Genomic DNA, 20,563 nt, shown 5'->3' with positions numbered 1-20,563 from the left:
AGCACAGCAAAATTGCAATTAATAACAATCCGGGGTATGGTGATTGTTTAAGAAAAAATGGTGATTGTTTAAGATTTAAAAAGGCAACGAGGTATGAGGATACGGAACTGATATGATTTTTTTAACTGATATGACTTATAGCATGTTGCTATCTCTGAACTTTTTGGGGGTAGTGCCGGTAAAATGTTTAAAGAATTTAGTAAAGTTCGACGGATCGTAGGTGAGTTGCCGGGCTATTTGTGCCACCGACATGGATGTGGTAGTTAATAATTCTTTAGACAGGTTCACGAGGCGTTCTTCAAATAAGTCGCAGGTCGACTGGCCGGTAACTTCTTTAATGGTATTGCTTAAGTGCACAGGATGCACATGTAGCATATTCGCAAAATCCCTTATTTCATACACTTCCTCAACATTGCCGGCCCGAAGCTCTTCAATGTGTTTATCGAGCTCGGCAATGTATTGCTTTACAATTTCTTTTTTACGAGCTGATATGATGGTGGCTGTATTTGCTTCCATAACTGTATAAAGTTAAGATTGCTTTTTCATCGAAATATATACCTTGTCGCCTTTTTGGTAAGCGCAATCGGTTCTGACTGTATATACCGGGCCCGATTCAACCTGTACCTCAACTTCGTAAGCGCTGCCCAGGAAAAACACTTCATTTACTTTTCCTGCAAGTGGAATTTTTCCTTTTGTAGTGGTTATGATAAAATCTTCCGGCCGAACGAATATTTCCTTTTGATCGATCTTTGCTTTTTTAGAACTGTTTGTAAGCGTAATGCTTTCGTTAATCAGCCGGTTGTATTTTCCAAACATCCCCGCTGCATATTCGTTAACAGGCTGCCGGTAAATTTGTTCAGGATTGCCCTGTTGTATGATTTGTCCGTTTTTCAGAATAATAATGTCATCGGCCCATGATAATGTATCTACCGGGTCGTGCGACACCAGCACACAGGTTATTTTAAGTTTTTCACCCATATCGCGGATGACCTTTTTTAAAATATTCCGGTGCAGCATGTCGAGGTTCGAAAAAGGTTCATCCAGCAAAAAAAGTTTTGGGGAGCCTATCAGCAGCCGCGCCATGGCGATCCGTTGTTTTTCACCGCCCGACACCTGGTCGGTTTTACGTTTTAATAAATGACTGATGTCGCATATTTCGTATAAAGTTTTTGCTTCTTTGTTGCTCAGTTTGTTGGCGTATTCCAGAATTTCTTCAACGCGGTAATTGTTGCGTAATTCAAAATGCTGCGATAGATAAGCGATCTGCGGATGGCCTGGAATTAATTTTTCATTTGGTCCATCTACATGTTTATTTTCAAACAACACGTCGCCGGTGTCGGGTTGTGTCAGCCCGCCAATGATCTTAAGCAGGGTGCTTTTACCTGAACCCGATTCACCCACTAATGCTGTTTTTTTGAATTTTTGAATGGAAAAGGAAATGTCCTTTACCACAAAATTTCCATCGAGCTGTTTGCTTATGTTTGAAACCTTTAAAAAATCCATATTGCCAACCGGAATTTTTAATGACCAGTTTTTTTAAGGTGTCAAAAGTAAGTCATAAATGATCATTCAAAGGTTCTATTTTACCGAAGCTTGAAAGGCAGATTGAACGCTATTGAAAAATTCACAAATTATTTCTTCTGCTTTAAAGTCGTTGCATACGCCGCCAATCAAAAATTTAGGCAAGTATTGTTTGCCTCCCGGCCAGGTATGACCTCCTCCCTGAATTTTTATAAACAAAACCGGTGCTGTTTTGTGTTGATATGTATAGCGTGTTGCAATACATCCATCGCGTTTGCTTATATCTGGTACCTGTGTTATTTCAGGAGTTGTTGTGCATTTATTAAGGCCAACTATTTTATTGATCAGTTCTTCTGTTGGCAGCATATCATATTGTTCTTCATTCTGAGTATTACGCTGAAATTTGCCGGGGCCGCCGTTGTAGCTGATCAAAGGATCGGCTGTTCCGTTAATGAGTAAAACCGGCATTGGGTGCGAGTAGGTATAATTGTTTGCGATGGAGTAGGGTATGCTGGCACAAACCGGTGCTATGGCTGCAATCCGTTCTGAAAGATGACCGGCGAGGTACAGCGAAAAAATACCTCCGCGCGAAATGCCGGTACAAAAGATCCTTGCTGGATTGGCATGGTAATTTTTCACAACCGTATCTATCAATACCGAAATAAATTTAACATCATCTATATCCTGTCGATTTCCCTTTACCCGGCTGCTTATGCCTTTCATGCTCCAGCTTTTATTTATAGCATTCGGCGAAACGATTATAAAACCATACTTATCGGCTACATCGGTAAAATTATATAATCCCAGTGCGTTCTTATTGGTGCCACCGCCTCCATGCAAAGCGAATATAACCGGCGATTGTTGTGAAGCAGAATAATGGTTGGGTAACCTGATAATATAGTCTCTTTGCAAGCCATCGAGCGTGAGCTTTTTTTCCATGATTGTCTGGGCCTGCAGGTGTAATGTTGTAAAGAAGCACAACAGTGTGAGCAATCGGCTTAAAATATTCATGCCTGTAATAAATTATTATATGGTAAAATACAATATTTATTCCTCCATATAATAAAGAAATCACAAATTTCAGGAAGTTGAATTGCGTCAGTAAAAAGCTGTGTTAAATTCCCATTCTTTTTCTAAGCTCTTCGTATCGCGGATCGGTTTTTATTTTTTTGTAGGGAGGATATTCAATGAAGCAGGCTACAGGGCCCATTCTTTTATTGATACATTCGTGCAGGTGATAAAATGTTTTATCAAGATTGCCCATGCCCAGCCATATTGAAGCGAAGTCGCCATCGATCACCGAATCGGGTTCCTGTTCCTGGCGCAGTTCCAGTTTGTGAATGCATTCCATAGCTTTATCGTGCATGCCCAGTTTGGCGTAAGCGTAACCTAAACCCATCAACCCTTTCAACGGGTGGTTGGTGAGCCGGTGCACTTCTTCAAACAACTCCAGGGCGGTTTGCCAGTCGCCATTCAGTCCGGTTCCCCATCCCTTCAATTCAATGCCGCTGCGCATTTGCGGATCCATCTCCAGCAGTTTTTCAGCCTGAATGATCGCATCGCTGTAACGTTCTGAAAAAATATACATCATGCCCAGCGAGCGAATGATCGTGGGCGACAGCGGATCGATTTGTTCCGCTTCTTCAAGCGTTTTAACAGCCTGTGCTTTTTGACCCATGGCGATATAATAAAAGCCAAGCAGGTCGTAGCCGTCTGCCGCACCGGGATTCAATTGAATTGCTTTTTGCAGCGCTTCGTACGCTTCATTCCATTTCCATTCATAATATAAAAAAGGCATGGCTTTCGCGATGTGACCTTCCGAAATGGTATCGTCGAGCTCCAGCGCTTTATCGGCATACTGGTGGGCAATTTCAAAAGCGGTGTGCGGTATCATTTGTCCCTGCGAACCCAAACAGCTGTATGCCTGTGCTACCATAGCGTATGCCTGTGCGTAACCGGGCTCAAGGGCAATGGCCTGTTTAAAACATTCAATGGCTTTGCGGGTATCGGCCGGCGTAAGTTTGCTCCGGAAGTGCAATCCTTTCAAGTAGTGCGTGTAAGCTGCCACATTTTTAACCGATGATTTCACCCCGCGCGTGCGGGGGAGAACCGGTGATGGTGCAGCGGTAAGGTTTTCTTTTAATTTATTGGCAATGATGCCGCTGATTTCGTCCTGCACTTCAAAAATGTCGTTCAGGTTGCGGTCGTAGGTTTCGCTCCATATGTGAAAACCGTCGGCCGCATTGATCAGCTGGGCGGTAATGCGAACGCGGTTGCCTGCTTTGCGCACGCTGCCTTCGAGCACTTTATCAACATTTAGCTGAATGGCAATGTCGCGAATGTCGTCGTTCTTTCCTTTAAAGGCAAAGGCCGATGTGCGTGAAGTTACCTGAAGGCCGTTTACCCGGGTGAGTGCATTCAGCAATTCTTCGGTAATGCCGTCGCTGAAATATTCGTTTTCGGGATCGGCGCTCATATTTACGAACGGTAATACAGCCAGGCGATTTACCGGGGCGGTAGTTTTGCCCCGAACCTCATTTCGGCCGGGAACAACCATGCCGCTGTTGGCGATTGCAAAAACCCGCACCGGTTGTTTTACATTTTTCAGTTCAAAAAAGCCCAGTTCGCGGGTTTGGATATGTTGTTGATTGCGGATTTCGTCGAATACTTTTTCTGAAATAAATACGCCGCCGGGTACGGCCAGCGATTCAATGCGGGAGGCGAGGTTCACACCGTCGCCGTAAATCGATTCTTCCTCTATAGTTACATCGCCGGTATGAATGCCGATCCGGAGTTCAACCTTTGGATCGTGCTGTAAATGTTGCTGAATTTGTATAGCAGCATGCACGCTGTCGATGGCGCTGTTGAAAATGCTGAGAGATCCATCGCCATAATATTGCAAAATTTTACCATTGAACTGTACGATGGTGGTTTCGAGCACTTCTTTCAGGCGCTGGCGTTTACGGCGGGCCAGTTGTTCATTTTCCTGCATCAGGGCGGTGTAGCCCGTCATGTCGGCGAATAATATTGCAGCAAGTTGTCGCATAATTCAGAATGTAAATGTAAGGAACAAGGCACAAGTTTCAAGGTGCGGGATGATAAATGGTAGGCAGTAGCAGGCTGTTGCCGGTTGCCGGTTACCAGTTACCAGTTGCCGGTTACCGGTTACCGGTTACAAACTGCCGATTGGTAAAACCTGTGGGGTATGAAAATAGTACCTGTACTTACAGGCAATATTCCGTTGTAAATACTTTGTGTTTTTTATGTCTTATTATTACGCACACAATGGTTGCTGGTATAATAATTGTCGCAATGGGGAAGCCCTTTTTTAGCTGATATAATAATATAACATAGATAAACAGCCGATTGTTCAGAGATTAAGTTTTAACGCAGCACCATTGCCAATTAATCCTTATAATATAATAAAAATTCGCACCCGCTATCTATGATCAATTTTGTTACTTTAGTGCGGTCTTTGTTTTAATAGATATGATCTCCCGCGTATCAGGAGTGATGCTACAATCCCCCTATGAGCAAACTAAAAATCCCTCATTATATTGATTGATCCATTTTAATTGTAGCAACCACCATGGCATTTTGATTGCCGGCAGGTTGTTTTTGGGGCCGGGCAAAGGGAGGATAGGCTATTGCCGGCGAAGTTTCATCGTATGCAAGGTGCGTTCGATTGTTGACTGGTTGTTATAGCGCTATAGCTTATGGAGTTTATACTCATGCAGATTGAGTTGTATCCTCTGCAATTCGGGTTTTATGACAGGCAGATTGTAATGTAGCTATAGCCGCTGATGTTTTTGCCACTGCAAACTGAGTTGTATCGTTTGCAAGGCGGTTTTTGATTACTGCATGTTGAATATAACATATGACAAAGTGATATTAGGCTACCATCAACCTGGTTATAGCATACGACATACTTGTTTGGCCATTCGACAAGTTGATTATAGGTTTATGCAATCGGAGTCATAGCTTACACCATGCGCGATGGAGGCTTTGACTTGCATAACCGACATCAAAGCTCACCATGCGAAGGCGCCAAAACGCAATGCGATGATCCAAGCCTGAGCAGTGGTCGATTGATATCGCGTTGCCGGCATCAAAACTCGGCATGCAGGGGCATCAACTTGCGATGTGAAGACGACAACTCAATTGACTGCCAGTAAAACCCGCGCTGCCATCATTAAAACTCAATATGCTGAGGGATAAAAACGCGCTGTGAAGGCCAGATCTCGCGTTGCAGTCGGTTAAAGAGCGTCTGTTATATAAATTGCTTCAAAAAGATCCATTTTTGACGCAAATTGCAGGCGCCAAAGCACCCGTCTTTCTAACATTAGCTGCTATGCATACATGCAAAAGCAATTTAGGCTTTTTAAGGGATTAATTGTGAAAATGGGAAATTGATGAGTATTTTGGTAACGACATTTAACGGTAACTGAAAAGGGGGGAGGGCCCTCTAAATAAACAGCCTGATAATTTTAAATTATTATTCGAGCTATTAAAAACTTCGTTAAAAGATGCAAGCCATTAAAAAAGGAGAAAAAGTATTTATTATCGTAATAGTAATAATAGCAATAGTACTTTTGCTTGTTCGATTAAATAAAGAGAAAATCATTAATAAAAATGGCGCCTACGTTATTGGAATAGTAAGGGAAAAGGATTGGCTTGAAAATGGATTTTCATATAAGTGTGAGTATCATTATAATAATAAAAAATATTTTGCTGAATTTACAGGAATAAGAAATGATTCGCTTGTTTTTTTTAAAATATCGAGAACCTATCCTGATAAATGGAAACTTATTGAAATTAAGAGAGTTCCCGGGTGCTTTAAATTCACTGATGTTCCAAAATTAGGGTGGAGTGATTTACCTACTTGTGATAGGTTAACCAGATTTTGAGATCAATGATAAAATATCTAAAAAATTTACGCTTTCTTTTTTGCAGTTTCGTATTATTTGATAGTTGTACGTGCCATTATTATTATTCGAATAATGAAGAATCAGCGGAAATAGATATGAACTTATTAGTGTTGGAATCTAGAATTGATTCCTATCCAGGTGGTGAAATGGATCGCTTAGATGTTTCTCTTTATTTTAAAGATTCTTTGTCAACTAGAATTGTCAGAAACTCAATTAAAATTTATCCAACTGTTCCAGGCAAAAATGATACGTTGATATTCATTAATGAGTATGCAAGTAATTATTATTATGAATTTTTTAAAAAGTGGCCCGATAAATTGAATATCGAATTGCAATTTGATGCAGATTCATCTGGAAGTATTTTACATAAATCTATATATCTAAAGAATTTAAAAAGAAATAAAGATTGTGAGTTTCGAGCACCTGTACATTGATTTCACCTAAATAGGTTCAACAGATCAATTTAATATCAACCGTTCGGTTTAGCGCGTTTGTTGTGGGGATGAACGTAATTTGTCAATATGTAGGTAATATCCTTCTGCCTGAATTAAAAAAGAGAAAAAACACATTTTAACCGGTGTTTTTTCTCATGGTAACTTAAAGCACCCTGCTTACTTTTGACTCCATATTGCGTTAGCGTTATTTTTTTAGAGCGTGAATTTTCGTGTGGATAGCCCAAACTATATTTGAATACTCGTAGATTGAACATTTAATGGTTAAACCAGAGTGGGACTTTTGCACAGCCCGTGTATTGATTTATTTTGAATGTTTATATCCGGCGATTACCTTTGACATATCGAATTACGTTAGCTAATGGAATGCACCTATGTGTGTTTTTTGTTAACGGACGTAATTTTTGTAGAAGCTATCTGTAAATTAGAATTGTATTTTCGACTATTGACGATTTCCTGACAACCAGAACTAATCAGTTAACCCAACCCAAACCCCAATCTGTTTATGACAGTCAGCCCTTTGCTCTCTTCGCGGTTTGTTAGCCAACAAACCAGTTCTGCACAACCTGTTTTATTCAATCATCTGTTTGTCGGCTCACTATTGCCTTTCTTCTGATGACATTTATGCTTTAATGATTGTAATGCGTTGCGAACCGTAATGCACTGTGTATTATTATGTCTTTAACTAAATAAAGTAGCGTTTTATGAACCGTTTCCTGATATTGCTGTTCCCTATTTTTTTGGGACAAACCCTTGCTGCCCAGTATGTATACACCATAAAGGCCGACAGTGTAAAAATCACCAACAGTTGTGATACGGCGGAGTTGATTATTGAAAACCACACGCAAAATGTGCAAGGGTTCCTGTATAATAAGGGTAGGGGACGCACTGAATTTAGAAGGGGTGCCATCAAAATGAGTGATAGCCTATATCTTATTGGGGCAGATACATTGAGGATTCGCACAGCATCCACAGCTTTAAATGGTTTATCGGTAAGTAATGGAAACGTGGTATTGGGACAAAGTGCAGGACAATCCGGCAATCCCGCGGTTTTAACAGAAAGTAGAGAAGTCCCATTGGGCGGCAATAATTTATACCTTTCAGGCAACGGACACCTGGTTGTTGGTAATACCAGTAGTGATGGATCAAAACTTCAGGTTAACGGAACTTCCTCTTTTTATAATACAATTACACTTGAAGATAGCGGTAGTTTATTGGTTGGTTTATCAGCGTTCCCCCGTGCTCATATAGGCCAAATTGGAGGCTATGACTTTAAATATGGCGCTTTTAATAGTGGAAGAGCTGTTGTGGGTGAAAATCCGTATACTGGAAGAAACGGTCTTACCACTGCAGGAAATTTTGATATAAATATATGGATTAAGGCTACCGAGGGTGATGTAATTTTAGGAACCAATGATATTGAAAGACAAAGGATATTGGCAAATGGTAATATTGGTATAGGAGTATCTGCTCCTACTGCCACTTTCCATTTGAAAGCAGGTACTTCAAGCGCCGGTACGGCCCCTTTAAAACTAACTGCTGGCACCGTTCTCTCCACCCCCGAAGACGGCGCCATTGAATTCGATGGCAATGACCTTTACCTTACACAAAATTCGACCAGATATAAACTCTCAAAAACATTAACCGGCCAGCTTACTACCAACTTCGGAGGGCCGTCGTTAAGTGCTTATAATTCTGTTACAACTACATTGTCTGTGTCGGGTGCACAGCCCGGCGATGTGGTAACAGTAAGCGCTAATGCCGGCTCAGTGAACCCGCCTTCTATAATTATTTCGGCGTATGTTACCTCGGCCAATACTGTAACGCTGCAGGCATATAATGCCGGCAATAGCACAGTAACAATTGCATCTGATACCTATAAGGTTAGGGTAATTAAATAAATACAATCCCGCCTTTCGGCGGAGCAGAGCAATATAATTATTAGTGCAAAAGTGCATTGGAACCATATTAATCATGGTGTGCAGTTGGTTAACAGCATACAACCAGATCAACAGGTCGGCTATCAGCCGGCCGGTCAAAACCGTTATGTCATCTGCTCAAAATAAAATTGAATCGTTGAAAGACTCAGTTGTTTCGTCAAAAAACAACATAATTCATCGTATTCCCGGGGCATCACCGGTTGGTGAAGCTATTCACCAGTCCGATACAAAGGTTCCTGGTTTGGTTGCTGATTCAACGCCTGCCATAACAGATGATGAGCCAACTACGTATTTTCTGAAGCACCACGATTGTAAAACGGTTATAAAAGTACCAATATGGGCATATGTTTATGTGCCGGTGATACTTGAACCTGTTAAAAAAGTTGTAGAACCGGTGAAACCGCAGCGCATTCCTTTTTTACAGGTGCATGGTAACGTAATGTATAATATAAACTATTATTCGAATATCGATACACCCTATAATGAACAAAACATTTACCAGCATACGATTCAAACGTACCTGGATATTACGGTAAAGGGTCAGTACCCCATGCGCGTGTATCTTACCAACAGGTTCAGCAACTCGCACCTGTTTCGAAACTTTTCTGATCTGAACCTCAATTATAACAATACACAGTTCACTCAAAAAATAAAAACACAGGTGCGTGAACGGTTCATGGCTTCTTTGCCTTCGCCCACCGCGCCCGACAGTTTGAAAAATGAACTGGATGCTGCTTTGAAAAAACTTCGGTCGCTCGAAGCATGGGTAAAGAACCCGGGACTATTGCAAAAGCTGGTCGAAGCGAGGGAAAAGGCAATGCGTGATTCACTGGCAAAAATTGCTTCGAACAAATGGGATACCGGCTTCCTCTCTAAAGCAGGGAAGGTGCCGGATTATAAACAGATTGGTGATTCAGCCCTGTCGCACCTGGGGTTAGACAGTACGAATATTGAAGCAGAATATAAAGAAAAAAAGCAACAGGCAGATTCGTTACGTACACGCATAGCCACGTTGCAGCTAATGATAAAGACTGTTAATCATCAATCGCAGGAAACTGTGAATAAGGTTTGCCGCGACATTGAACAGGCTAAGAACCCGGCCAGGCTAAAGGAAATTATGGAAGCGCATCATATTGGTGATTCCATATTGCCCAAAGGTTATAAAACGTTAATGGCCGTTCGGTCGTTCGGCATTGGACGCAGCGTGGTGAATTATTCTGAGTTATCGGCCAAAAATATTACTGTTAACGGAGCGCAGGTTGAATACAATCCATCGGCGTATTATGCAGTAGCGGCAGGAACCGTCGACTACCGGTTCCGTGATTTTATTGTGAAAAACAGCGGGCAATCCAAACAATACCTTACCGTATTGCGATATGGCAGAGGGTTAAAAGACGGCAATAATATAATTTTTACCTGGTTTGGCGGCCGGCGTCAGTTATACAATGCAGGGACTGTAGATTCTCAACAAGTACAGGTGCCTTCATCGGCTTTAATGGGCCTTACCATTGAAGGAACCTACCGGCTTACTGATAATATTACAGTAACTGCCGAAGTGGCCAAGTCATCATACCCGGTATATGCACGTGATTCAGCGGGTAAAAGCAGTTTGTCTTCGCAGATGCTCGAAATGAGTAACCGCCACAATGAGGCGTACTCATTAAAAACGGATGCCTTCTTTCCAAAAACGCAAACAACTGTACGGGGAACATTTAAACGGCTGGGCGCTAATTTTCAATCGTTCAGCACTTTTACCGATGGATCGGAGCAAACAGCCTGGAGTGCAGCTGTTCAGCAATTGTTTTTTAAACGTCAGTTAACCGTTGCGCTATCGGCCAATACCAATGATTTCAGTAATCCGTTTATCGGAAGTCAATATAAAAGCACCACTGTCTTTAAAAGTATACAGGCAACCTGGCGCAGGGCCAGATGGCCGGTTATTTCAGCTGGATATTTTCCCAGCAGCCAGATCACGAAGTTGGGCGACGGCCAATACAAAGAGAACTTGTTTTATACGCTTACCGGTAATGTTACGCATTCTTACAGTTATCATCATTTAATGATGAGCTCTGCGGTCGTGTATACACAATTTTACAATCGCTCGTCAGATTCTGGATTTGTATACTTCAATACAAAGAACCTGTTATTTAGTCATGCTGTTTTCTGGCAGCAGCTTACCGTGCAAACAAATGCATCAGGCGCCTTTAACCAGGATTACAAATTATATACGCTCGAAGGAAAAGGTTTATATAACCTCAATAAATACCTGATGGTAGGCGCAGGTGTTAAGTACAATCGTCAAACTGTATTCGATATAGAACAACTGGGCTATTCGGCAGAAACAACTGTGCAGATCCCCCGGTTCGGACAGGTACAATTCTCGGCAGAAAAAGGATTTATTCCAGGCATGAATAAACAACTGGTACCGAATAACACAGGCCGGGTTACTTATTTTAAAACTTTTTGAACAGGTTAACTATGCATAAAAAATGGCTACTCTTTTGTTTGCTGCTGCCGGCTATGTTTCATATAACATATGCCCAGGTGAGTATGACGCTTCAGGTTCCTCCCACAGGTGTTTTGTTGAAGAACCAGTTATGGAATATGGTGCTGGTTAATTCGGGTAGCACCAATGTGCTTGCCAGGGTGAACCTTGTTTTGCTCGATGTGCAAAACAATCAACCGGTATTAACAGCAGTTTCAGCGCCCGTTTCGCTTGGTAAGGGAGCGCGCCAGTTGCAGGCCCGTGATCTGGGACCTGTTCAGTATGCATACAGTATTCCTGCTTCGCGGATAGATATGGACCCGAACGGCATGTTGCCGGCCGGTCGGTACCAGGCCTGTTACACCATTGCGAATGTTGAAAAGATAAACAACACATTGGTAGAAAATTGCATTCAGGTAAATGTAGATCCGCTAAGCCCGCCATTGCTGAATACACCGGCCAATGAAGATAAGCTGCTCACGCCTTATCCGCAATTCACCTGGCTGCCGCCTACGCCCGTAGGTTTATTCAACGATCTCGCTTATGCAATGATCATTGTAGAAGTATTGCCTGGTCAGGGTAAGGCTGATGCTGTACAGCAAAACATTCCGGTGAACAATGCCGTATATACGAAAAGCCTGTACTGGAACTATCCGGCCTCCGGAAAATCGCTCGACACGGCTCGTGTATATGCATGGCGTGTAGTGGCCATGAATAGCGGAAAGGCTGTAGCCATGAGTGATATATGGACGTTTAAAGTAACGGCGATGAAACCAAATAGCCAGCCGGTAAAAGAAGATCCTTATGTAGAAGTAAAACGTGCACAGGATGCGTCCATTGCAACAGCCGGAAATGTGTTGCGGATAACCTACAACAATGCGGCGGCTGATACACTGATAAAATATAGTATCAGCAGCATTGAAGAAGCCGGTAACCCGGTAGTACAGGAGGGCGAGCTGACTTTACAATACGGAACCAACCTGTTGCAGGTGCCATTAAAGAAAAACAAAAAACTGGTAGAAAATAAAGTTTACCTGTTCAGGTTTACCAACAGCCGCAATGAAAGCTGGACGGTAAAGTTTACCGTGAATCGTTGATCGTGAATCGTCAATCGATCCCGCAAAGGCGGGATGAAACGGCAAAATGTACAACTATTAACATCCCCGAACTATGATATTGAGTTTAGCTTTAAGGTATCAGAAGCATATAGCCTTATTCCTGGTAAGTATCCTGTTTGTTCAGTTAACCATTGCTGAACGCATCGCCTTCTATAAAGGAGAACCGGTGAGATTTTTTTCTTCTTTTAGTGGTAATAGCAGAAAAAGTAGTATTGGAAGCGTTGCTGTTTCTCCTGAAATCAGCCAACAGCTATTAACGAAGCGGGATGAAAATGAAATAAAGGAAAATAGTTTGAGTTTGAAGGATGAGTTCTTCACAGCGGGGAGTGATCATATTTCTGAGGGTGATGCCAATTCCCCCTCCACCGGAGGGGGCCAGGGGGAGGCCGGACGTCGTTTCATCGGGGGCCCCACCCAACCCGAATCCCAATCGTTTCAATCGGTTAACAGCAACAACATGGTCGACCTGTTCACCGGCGACTTCAGCTACAACATTCCGTTACTTGATGTAGGCGGTTATCCCGTGAACATTGCTTATCACAGTGGCATTACCATGGATGAAGAAGCAAGCTGGGTCGGTCTCGGCTGGAATATCAACCCCGGTTCTATAACACGAAATATGCGTGGGGTACCGGATGATTTTAATGGGGGAACGGATACTATGAGGCAGGTTTCATCTATCAAGCCGAATAAGAACTGGGGAGTAACACTTGGCGCCGATTTTGAATTATTTGGTCTTTCTAAAACACCCAGTGGCACCACAGATACGGTTAGTGCCGGAGTAACTATTGGCGCCAGTTACGGCATCTTTCATAATACCTATAATGGCTGGGGTGTTGAGCGATCATTAAATGCTTCTATAAATGCCGGCTCAAAATCATTTGGTAACCTGAGCGCAGGATTGTCTGTAACCAATAATTCACAAACCGGGATATCTGTAAATCCCAGTTTATCGGCCTTATACAAATGGCATAATGGCAATGATGATGCCGGAGGCGGTGTAGGCGTGCGCATAGCAGCTCCATATAATTCAAGGACCGGCCTTAAATCTTTACAATTAGGACTTAACGGCAACCGTTGGCAAACGAAAAAAGGAGAAGAGGGGAATGCGGGTGCATCGCATAGCTTTGGAGATATTTCATTTGCATGGCCTACCTACTCGCCCACCATTACTATGCCCATGACGAATTATAATTTCAGCCTCACGGTTAAACTGGGATATGAAGTAAAGGGCTTTCATCCTGATGCGTACATTAGTGGATATGGGGGCAAAGAATATGTGGCAGATGCCGATACGTCTGTAGCTATGCCGGTGTTTGGATACCTTAATTATCAGAATATGGTAGGTAACCGGGATGCGTTGACCGACTTTAACCGTGAAAAGGAATTGTTTTACCGCGAAAAACCGGCTATTCCGCATATAGCAGTGCCTTCCTACACCTACGACGTATTTTCTGTTTCGGGTGAAGGTACGGGAGGAAGCTTCAGACCATACCGAGGTGATATCGGGTTTATTGCCGATCACCGCATACGAAGCAAAACTACAACTGAAGCAGCCAGCATTGATATTGGATTGGGCGATGCGGTGCATGGCGGCGTTGACCTCAATGCAAATTACTCTTATACGCAAACCGGTCCGTGGGAGTCGGAAAATGTGATGGGTAATACAATTAATTTTCGCAACAGCGAAGGGCTTTTTGAAGCGGCTTATTTCAGAAACCCGGCAGAAAAAGCCATTAACACAACCGCTTTTTATGATGCCATTGGTGGCGATGATGTGGTGGCGCCTGCTTTATCACAAAGCAGCAGAAGCAGTTCAACCATATTGGCTTCCAATACCCTTAACCGGTATAATAACAAGGGTAAAGTAGGAAGTATTGATCTTAATACTTCAAACGCTGTTCGAACCCTGCGCGACAAACGGTCGCAGGTAATTTCATACCTCACGGCAACCGAAGCGTCTGTTATAGGGTTGGATAAATACATTTATCACCATGAAATAAACCAGTTCAGTCCACGTCATTGTGATGATTTTTCAGTAGAGGATAATGGCGGTGTAGGAACAGGTTTGCTGGCTTATTACTATTACAATAACCAGTTGAAAGGAGGTTATAGAGATGCTCCCGGGTTAGAAACGGATTTATTTCATAACTGGGAATATGGAAGCCCCTATTCTGACTTACCGGTTGATAATTTTTCAGGCCGCTGGCTGGGACGCATAAAAGCACCGGTGACCGGAACCTATGGCTTTGGCATAAGAGGTGATGATGGATACCGCTTATGGATCAATGATAGTTTGGTAATTAACCAATGGCGGCCGCCCTTTTACGATGGAGGTTGGAGTACTGTTAACCTCAATCTGATAAAAGACCATTTTTATAAGGTACGGTTAGAATACTTTGAGTACGGAGGAAAGGCCACAATGCACCTGGCATGGTTGAGACCTGATCAATCCAATCATCTTTTTGAAAAAGAACATCATGATGTAGTTGACGGAATATACCTGTACCCTCCCAAATTTGTTGATACGGCTATTGTAGATGATGTAATTACCCGCGAAGACAGGGTGAACAACTTCCGTAAAAGCAGTCATATTTCCGAAGTAGACGTGTTAAACCCCGACGGCCGCCGGTACGTGTATGGCATACCGGTATATAATATTGTACAGAAAGAAGTAAGCTTTTCTGTTGAAAAAAACGGGCGTGAAAATACCCAAAGCGGTATGACCGCCTTTTCTGACCAGGAAAATAGTACACAAAATAACAGCGGTAAACAAGGCTATTACAGCCGGCAGGAAATACCCGCCTATGCCCACTCATTTTTACTAACCGGAATTTTGTCGCCCGATTATGTTGATGCAACGGGTAATGGCATCAGCGACGATGACCCTGGCGACGCCGTAAAGTTTAATTATTCAAAAAGCGCCGGCATTGCCAGCCCGTTTGAATGGCGGGCGCCATATAGCGACAGCGCCAATTACAATGAAGGATTGAAAACATATAATCGCGATGATAAAGCGCATTATATCAGTGGTAAAAAAGAGATGTGGTACCTGCATTCCATTGAATCAAAAACCATGATTGCTACGTTTACCCTGCAGCACCGCGAAGACCTGCTTGAGATCAGTGAAAAAGGGGATAAGGTAAATAATGGAAAAGCTTTTTGCCTGAAACAGATCGATCTGTATTCAAAAGCCGACTTTTTAGCGCATGGGTCAAATGCCACACCTGTTAAAACCGTTCATTTTGAATACAGCTACGAACTGTGCCGGGGCGTTAATCACACCAGGTATAACTTAAGTAATGATTCGGGCAAGTTAACATTGAAAAAGATTTGGTTTACCTATAATGGCAATGAAAAAGGTAAGCTTAATCCATATGTATTTTATTATCATAATAACAATCCCCGGTACACAACCAATGCTACCGATAAATGGGGCACCTATAAAAATCCGGCTCAAAACCCCGGCGCTACAACGGCTAATCCGTTGAATAATGCAGATTATTCATATGCTTTACAGGATAGCGCACTGGCTGCAGGCAATGCTGGCGCATGGACCATGGATTCGATAAAACTACCATCCGGCGGCCGAATAAAAGTGAAGTATGAAAGTGATGATTATGCGTACGTGCAAAACAGGCGCAGCACTCAAATGATGGAGCTTACAGGCTTTGGATCAGGAACTTCCGGCCCCGATGGCGACAGGCTATATTCTTCCGCTAATTTAACCCTTGGCATAACCGATTACCTGTATGCATATGTTAAAGTGCCTGTAGCAGTAAACACAAAAGAGGAGTTGTATGCCCGGTACCTCGAAGGATTGCGCAAATTGTATTTCAGAATACTGGTCGAAATGCCGCCTACCGATAATTATGGAAGAGGCTCTGAATATGTACCGTGCTATGCTGAGCCCGATTTTGCTGCCGGTAACTGGTATGGCTTTACCAGCGACCCGAATGTTATATGGATTAAAATAGCCGGCGTGAACAACGATGGCAATGGCGGCGGATCATTAAGCCCACTTGCACAGGCCGCTATAAATTATCTGCGGTTGAACCTGCCCTCTAAGGCTTATAAAGATTCGGAGCCTGGCGACGATCTCAACTTTTTTCAGTTGATACGGATGTTTGCTCCTAAACTGGGCGACATAATCAATGTGGTAAATGGCTTTAATAAAACTGCGAGATTAAAGAACTGGGTGGCTCATACTACACCTTCCCGTTCGTATGTACGTTTGAATTGCCCTACGCTTAAAAAATATGGTGGCGGGTTGCGGGTAAAAAGCGTTCTGATCTATGATCATTGGAATGCTATGACAAAGAAAAAGGAAACGGTATACGGACAAAATTATGATTATACCACCTGGCAAAATGTAAATGGAAAGCCTGTCCGCATCAGCAGCGGCGTGGCTGCCTGGGAACCCGTTATCGGCGCAGAAGAAAATCCTTTTCACCTCCCGATTGAATACCAGGACCGTGTTTCAATATTAGGCCCCTCTGCAGCCCAGTACAGTGAAGAACCATTGGGCGAAGCATTCTTCCCCGGTGCTTCAATAGGGTATAGCAAAGTGCGGGTACGAAGCATTCATGCCGATAAAACCCGTTCGGCCAACGGCTATGCCGAGTCAAAGTTCTATACATCCTATGATTTCCCCACTACCTGGGACTGGTCGATGTTTGATAATGATACCAAAAAAAGATATAAGCCTTTGCTTAGAAACTTCCTTCGCATAGATGCTAAAAGCTATCTGACCATTTCGCAGGGGTTTAAAGTTGAGCTCAATGATATGAATGGAAAATTGCGGTCGGAAGCAACTTATGCTGAAACCGATTCGGTTCATCCGATTTCATATACCGAAAATTATTACAGGGTAGATAACGGGTCGGTGCAGTTTCAACACCTGAACAATAAGGTTACCACCATCGATCCTTACGGAAATATTGACACAGCTGCTACCATTGGTAAAGACGTGGAACTGATGGCCGATATGCGCGACCAGACTTCGGTATCTATCGGCGCTAACATCAATTTAAATACCGATCTGTTTGAAGTGGGCGGATGGCCTGCTATAGTTCCCACCGTGTGGAACATGTTCCAAAAGGAAACGAACCAGTTCCGTTCGGCTGCTATGACCAAAATAATATACCGGTATGGCATCATCGACAGTGTGGTGCATATTGAAAAAGGCAGCAAGGTGTCTTCAAAAAATATGATGTACGATGCCGAAACCGGCGATCCGTTACTAATAAGAACGCAAAATGAATTCAATGATCCTGTTTACCAGTTCAGCTATCCGTCGCATTGGATTTACCGGGGTATTGAGCCTGCGTACAAAAACATTGACGCCATTATTAACCATCTGCAGGTAAGGAACGGTAAAATAACCGATGGAACAAACGGACTTGATACCCTGTATTTGACTGCCGGTGACGAACTGCTGGCATACAGTAAAGAAACAATTAGTACAAACGGCTGTTCAACCAATTCCTATGCAAGTTTTCCGGATGCCTATAAATTATGGGTGATAGATTCCAATACGGTAAAGGGCGGCAATCAACAATTGTTTTTGGTTGATAAGAATGGAATGCCCTTCTCCGGTAACGATGTAACTGTGAAAGTGGTGCGTTCGGGCCGTCGAAACATAAATGGCGCAGTAGGATCTGTGGCGTCACTGCGTAGCCCGCTGGTTAAAGATGCCGGGGGGAATTATCGCCTTGTATTTGATTCCACTACCCGCGTAATCAGTGCCGATGCCGGTGAATTGCAGCAATACTGGAAGGTGGCAGATAAACGAAAAACAGATCTTGATAAAAGTTGTGTTCCTACATCTGTTGATAGTGCCAGGTTTGAGGCCGAAGCCTGCTCATGCATGAAGCCGTTCTTTGATTATCTCATTGCATCGAATAAATTGTTTATAAAAGGTTTTTTTGGAAAGAAAACGATAGGGCAACTGGTGAGTGCAGCTAATATTAATGTAAGTGACTGTCCTATTTTACAGGATAATCTAAATAGCTATTTCAAACCACTTTCTACTGATCCTACAGGTGCAATATATAAATGCCGGATCGGTAGTGTTGAAATAGACCTTGTTCGTCGTGCAGCTTCCAGCCAATCCTTCTATGAAATGACCTCCAGCACATGTACATCTGAAGGGGTCATATTTAAAAAACCAAACGTAGTAATACCGCAACCCGATACAGTGACTGTACGCATTGCGCCTGATTTTTCAGCGAGTCTGCTGTCTGCCCAAAATTGCCCGTCTTTCAGAGATTCGCTTACCATCATAGATTCTGTTTCGGATCGCCTGCTGGTAGAAACCAATCTCGATTTGGGCGGATACGACCGCAATGCCATTTCGATCATGCGGTTCAATGATTTGAATCAGATACCCGGCGCAGCCAGTATTTTATCGGCGCATCTTCTTTTACAGGCCGATCAGCGCGGGCATTATGGTACGCTGTGGCCAAATGCCAATTCGGTAAATCCTATAGATACAATGAGCGTATCGCTGGCCGAACCCGGCTGGTTCCCCAAAGTGCCGTTAGATACATTCCATAGCGAAGCGCTCAACAGCGTTTGGCACAGGGAAAGCAAAAGAACGGTGCCATTTCAGAATGATACCATCGATGTAAAAGATTACGTCGAAGGACTTCGCAACGGCACTTATTTTTCCAGGTCGTTTATACTAACGCAGGGATCAAGAGATTTTCATGTTAATGTAGATACGACATCAGGTATACCCGGTTACCTGCAAAGCGGATACGGAAATTATTATTCAACGTATTATTCGCAACGATACGCCGATGCTGCAAAAAGACCGGTGATCGAAGTAACCTATGTGGTACCGCCACCACCGGTAGATACTTTTGGGGCGGTGCTCACCTACAACTCTACCATACAGTGCACCGATATCAATAGTCCTTTATGCTACAGCGCCATCACCGATACTACCGTAAATCCTTATCTGTATGGTATATTGGGTAACTACCGTCCCGTGCGCAGCTATGTATATTATGGCCGCCGGATGGAATCTGATCCGTTGCAACCTGTAAATACCCGCACCAATGGTACGATAAAAGATTTTGCACCTTTTTGGGTATTGCAGAACAACCGCTGGGTTCCGTCGTACGACACCACCCGTTGGGTATGGAACAGTCAAACCACTATGTTTAACCGGAAAGGATTTGAACTGGAAAATAAAGATCCGCTCGGCCGCTATAACGCCGGTTTGTATGGATATGGTTTAACGCTGCCAACGGCTGTATTGCAAAACAGTCATTTTCAGGAAGGCGCTTATGATGGCTTTGAAGACTATGGCTTCGAAACAAACAACTGTGATATGTATTGCCCTGTTGCCCGGCCTTTCGATTTCTCGGCTTATGCGGCTGATTTCACTACAGTACAGGCGCATACAGGGTTATACAGTTTAAAGGTTGACCAGGATAGCCTGACGAGCATAGGAGTTACCCTGCAACCGGCTGCCGATTCAGTTAATGCGCAATTAACAGCTGCACAGATGTCTGACAACTGTGGTGCAAAACTCAAAGGGATGCTCGCTTCAAAAAACACCATTCTGCCAAATTTTGCTCCTATAGCCGGAAAACGGGTGGTTGTTGGCGGTTGGGTAAAAGAAGATAATAGCTGCCTTTGTAAAAGTTACACCCGCAATCATATACTGATTGGTTTTGTTGCGAATGGTAATGTGACTTCAATACAATTGAGCCCTTCAGGTAACCTTGTTGAAGGCTGGCAGCGATACGAGGGCGTGGTAGATATACCGGCCAATGCATCGCAAATGACCATAACCCTGCAGGCATCCGATTCGGCCACTACTTATTTCGACGATATCCGCATTCATCCCTACAATGCACAAATGAAATCGTATGTGTACAATGCGGTAAACCTGCGGCTGATGGCTGAGCTGGATGAAAACAACTATGCCACTTTTTACGAATACGACGATGATGGAACGCTGGTTCGTCTGAAGAAAGAAACAGAACGCGGCGTACAAACAATTAAGGAAACACGAAGTGCATTGTTGAAGGAAGATCAATAGAAATGAAGAATAAGAAATTAAAAATGTGAAATGAAAAAGTGAGGTTCAATTAATATAGGAGAT

Annotated in this window: 10 protein-coding genes; 6 read left to right on the top strand and 4 right to left on the bottom strand. The window is 43.1% G+C overall.

The window, feature by feature from the left end; all coding sequences use genetic code 11:
- Nucleotides 1-135: 135 nt before the first annotated feature.
- The 4 genes from AC59IL_RS01710 to AC59IL_RS01695 all read right to left on the bottom strand — a co-directional run bounded on the left by AC59IL_RS01710 (nt 136) and on the right by AC59IL_RS01695 (nt 4,567).
- Nucleotides 136-516 carry a helix-turn-helix domain-containing protein gene (locus AC59IL_RS01710; protein WP_496550337.1) on the bottom strand — a complete coding sequence of 127 codons (381 nt, stop codon included), beginning with the start codon at nt 514-516 and terminating at the stop codon, nt 136-138.
- A gap of 12 nt (nt 517-528) precedes the next feature.
- Nucleotides 529-1,503 carry an ABC transporter ATP-binding protein gene (locus AC59IL_RS01705; protein WP_496550336.1) on the bottom strand — a complete coding sequence of 325 codons (975 nt, stop codon included), beginning with the start codon at nt 1,501-1,503 and terminating at the stop codon, nt 529-531.
- 75 nt (nt 1,504-1,578) lie between these two features.
- Nucleotides 1,579-2,532, bottom strand: coding sequence for a CE1 family esterase (locus AC59IL_RS01700; RefSeq protein WP_496550335.1), 954 nt, complete (start codon nt 2,530-2,532; stop codon nt 1,579-1,581).
- A 103-nt stretch (nt 2,533-2,635) separates the two neighbouring features.
- Nucleotides 2,636-4,567 carry an adenylate/guanylate cyclase domain-containing protein gene (locus AC59IL_RS01695; protein ID WP_496550334.1) on the bottom strand — a complete coding sequence of 644 codons (1,932 nt, stop codon included), beginning with the start codon at nt 4,565-4,567 and terminating at the stop codon, nt 2,636-2,638.
- A 1,480-nt stretch (nt 4,568-6,047) separates the two neighbouring features.
- On the opposite strand from AC59IL_RS01695, the gene AC59IL_RS01690 reads away from it, so the two are divergent.
- The 6 genes from AC59IL_RS01690 (at nt 6,048) to AC59IL_RS01665 (ending at nt 20,500) form a co-directional block, all read left to right on the top strand.
- A complete protein-coding gene (locus tag AC59IL_RS01690) occupies nt 6,048-6,428 on the top strand; it encodes a hypothetical protein (RefSeq protein ID WP_496550333.1) in 381 nt (126 codons plus the stop codon).
- A 5-nt stretch (nt 6,429-6,433) separates the two neighbouring features.
- Nucleotides 6,434-6,883, top strand: coding sequence for a hypothetical protein (locus AC59IL_RS01685; protein ID WP_496550332.1), 450 nt, complete (start codon nt 6,434-6,436; stop codon nt 6,881-6,883).
- 722 nt (nt 6,884-7,605) lie between these two features.
- Nucleotides 7,606-8,802 carry a hypothetical protein gene (locus AC59IL_RS01680; RefSeq protein ID WP_496550331.1) on the top strand — a complete coding sequence of 399 codons (1,197 nt, stop codon included), beginning with the start codon at nt 7,606-7,608 and terminating at the stop codon, nt 8,800-8,802.
- A gap of 145 nt (nt 8,803-8,947) precedes the next feature.
- The gene (locus AC59IL_RS01675) at nt 8,948-11,308 is read left to right on the top strand and encodes a hypothetical protein (protein WP_496550330.1); all 2,361 of its coding nucleotides are present in this window, start codon (nt 8,948-8,950) and stop codon (nt 11,306-11,308) included.
- Between the two features lie 11 nt (nt 11,309-11,319).
- Nucleotides 11,320-12,423: a hypothetical protein gene (locus tag AC59IL_RS01670; RefSeq protein WP_496550329.1), complete on the top strand. Its 1,104-nt coding sequence runs from the start codon at nt 11,320-11,322 to the stop codon at nt 12,421-12,423.
- A gap of 73 nt (nt 12,424-12,496) precedes the next feature.
- Nucleotides 12,497-20,500, top strand: a complete 8,004-nt coding sequence (locus AC59IL_RS01665; protein WP_496550328.1) for a PA14 domain-containing protein — start codon at nt 12,497-12,499, stop codon at nt 20,498-20,500.
- The last annotated feature ends 63 nt before the right edge of the window (nt 20,501-20,563 follow it).

It is taken from the genome of Niastella sp. sgz303648, assembly GCF_059587045.1.
This window is presented reverse-complemented; position numbering and strand designations above follow the sequence as displayed.